Source organism: Hydrogenivirga sp. 128-5-R1-1, assembly GCF_000171895.1.
This window is the reverse complement of record NZ_ABHJ01000292.1, coordinates 1-1,612: the sequence shown is the minus strand read 5'-3', so window position 1 is coordinate 1,612 and position 1,612 is coordinate 1. Positions and strand designations below refer to the sequence as shown.

Sequence of the window (1,612 nt, the reverse complement as noted above, 5' to 3'; positions counted from 1 at the left end):
CTGCTCCGGCAATAAGACCTATTTTCATAATGATTTCTTTTTGGTTGCGTCTGGAGTTATTCCTCTTTTTGATGTTTTTATAAACTCAATTAATTGATTAATTTCCTCAGTTTGTGGAAGGGTTTCAAGAACGGTTCTTATTCCTTCCTCTAAGGTTGAGGATTTTATAAATATTATTTTATAAGCTTCTTTTAAAATTCTGATTTGCTTGCTTGTAAATCCTCTTCTTTTTAATCCAACTAAATTAAGACCGTAAAGTCTTGCGTGGTTTTTAGATGCCCTTGTAAACGGAGGTATGTCCTTATCTACAGCTGAGGCACCACCTACCATTGCATAATCGCCAATTCTGCAAAACTGGTGTATAGGTGTTAAACCACCTACAAAGACATAGTTTCCAATTTTTACATGTCCGGCAAGGGTGACATTGTTGGCTAAGATTGTATCGTGTCCCACTTTACAGTCGTGGGCAATGTGAACATAAGCCATTAGATACGTATTATCTCCGACTTGTGTTATACCATCGTCAAATTTTGTCCCTCTGTGGATTGTGCAGTACTCTCTTATAACCACGTTATTGCCAATTTTTACAAAACTTTTTTCACCTTCAAACCCAAGATGCTGTGGGATATTTCCTAAAATAGCCCCTTCAAATATTTTGCAGTTTTCTCCGATAGTTGTGAAATTTTTGATTTTTACATTTGATGAAATCTCGGTGTTGTCCCCAATTTCTACATTGTCTTCAATAATAGAAAAAGGGCCAACTTTTACGTTGACCCCAAGCTTTGCTTTTCAGAAATTATTGCTGTTGGATGTATCTCTACCGTCAATATTTATCCTTTATACTAAGAGACTTTTTAAAACTTCTTTTGGTTGAACACCTACTTTTGTATCTACAACCTGTCCGTTTTTAAATACCATTATTGTAGGGATAGCTCTAATTCCATATTTCATAGCTATATTTGGATTTTCATCAGTATTAAGTTTACATACTTTTGCTTTTCCTTCAAGTTCCTCTGCAAGTTCTTCAATTACAGGAGCTATTAATCTACAAGGTCCACACCATGGTGCCCAGAAATCAACCAATACAGGGACGTCGGAATTTAAAACCTCCTGCTCCCAATTTTGTTCGTTTAGTACACATACTTTGCCTGCCATTTTTTTATTCCTCCTCTGTTAATAGCTTATAAATTTCAAGTGCTTTTTTGTTCTTAATATAATAGCATACAATTGAGCCTTCACGCTTATATCCTAATATACCTTTATTCCTTAAAACTGACAAGTGCTGTGATACATTTGGTTGAGGCAAGTCCAATGATTCCCAGATATGCTTTACACACTGCTTTCCGGAGCTTAGAAAACCTATTATTTTTAATCTACTTGGATGTGCAAGTGCTTTTAAAAGTTCAGCATTTTCTTCAAGCCATTCTTCATCTTGCCAGTGTGATGAATCAATAAATTCCTCCGGTTGAATTTTTTTAGCTTTTGCCATTTTCCTTACCTTCCTTTTATAATAGTATTACTAATATTAGAATATTACTAAATTATATTATATGTATATATTCAAAAATTTGCAAGATAATAAAAGATATTTTTAGAATAGATTTAACAAAGG

The 1,612-nt window shown here is 34.0% G+C and carries 2 protein-coding genes and 1 pseudogene; all 3 read right to left on the bottom strand.

The genetic code is table 11. The annotated features are described in order from the left end of the window. Window positions 1–24: 24 nt before the first annotated feature. Window positions 25–827 (bottom strand): annotated as a pseudogene (gene lpxA / locus HG1285_RS18445) (acyl-ACP--UDP-N-acetylglucosamine O-acyltransferase). Window positions 828–837: 10 nt separating this feature from the next. Then, window positions 838–1,155: a thioredoxin gene (gene trxA, locus HG1285_RS02320; protein ID WP_008289159.1), complete on the bottom strand. Its 318-nt coding sequence runs from the start codon at window positions 1,153–1,155 to the stop codon at window positions 838–840. A gap of 4 nt (window positions 1,156–1,159) precedes the next feature. Beyond that, window positions 1,160–1,489, bottom strand: a complete 330-nt coding sequence (locus tag HG1285_RS02325; protein ID WP_008289158.1) for a metalloregulator ArsR/SmtB family transcription factor — start codon at window positions 1,487–1,489, stop codon at window positions 1,160–1,162. Window positions 1,490–1,612: the final 123 nt, after the last annotated feature.

What these genes read in the sequence shown, in the direction of transcription:
- HG1285_RS02325 (WP_008289158.1), bottom strand. Translation starts at nt 1,489, where the DNA reads ATGGCAAAAGCTAAAAAAATTCAACCGGAGGAATTTATTGATTCATCA.
- trxA (WP_008289159.1), bottom strand. Translation starts at nt 1,155, where the DNA reads ATGGCAGGCAAAGTATGTGTACTAAACGAACAAAATTGGGAGCAGGAG.